General features: G+C 37.1%; 1 protein-coding gene. It reads left to right on the top strand.

Annotation, left to right across the window (positions count from 1 at the left end; genetic code table 11):
- Positions 1–587, top strand: a 587-nt coding sequence (locus tag STRDD10_RS11265) for an IS1634 family transposase (protein WP_443031105.1), incomplete at both ends; no start/stop codon positions are given.

The raw sequence follows: 587 nt of genomic DNA, 5'->3' as shown, positions 1-587 counted from the left end.
GGCTATCTCTTCCTACAAGACCTCTATCATCAATTAGGTCTGCCTAGAATTAACAAAGAAATCCAAAAACGACATCGTTTTAATTTCTCTCTAGATGATATCCTATCTCGCTTGATTTATGGACGGATTCTAGCTCCTGCTTCAAAACGATCTACCCTAGAATTTTCAAAAACTTTACTCGAACCTAAAGAATTTGAACTCCAACACTTTTATCGGGCTCTTGAAGTGATTTCTAATGAAACAGAGTTTATACAAGAACAAACCTATCAAACTTCAAAAAAGATGACCCAACGACAGACAGATGTTCTCTACTATGACTGTACTAACTTCTATTTTGAAATTGAAGCTGAAGATGAGGAAGGGCTTCTGAGACAATACGGTCCATCTAAAGAACATCGTCCAAATCCAATTGTGGAGATGGGACTCTTTATGGACAAACAAGGAATTCCCCTAGCTTTCTGTACCCACCCTGGAAATACAAATGAACAAACGACTCTTAAACCATTAGAAAGAAAGATTGTCAAGGATTATAAGGCTTCAAAATTTGTAGTCTGTACAGATGCTGGACTCTCATCAAAAGCCAATAA

Origin of the sequence: Streptococcus sp. DD10, assembly GCF_001578805.1 — a bacterium.
GTDB lineage: Bacteria > Bacillota > Bacilli > Lactobacillales > Streptococcaceae > Streptococcus.
The sequence above is the reverse complement of the archived record's forward strand: the minus strand, read 5'-3'. Positions and strand labels throughout refer to the sequence as shown.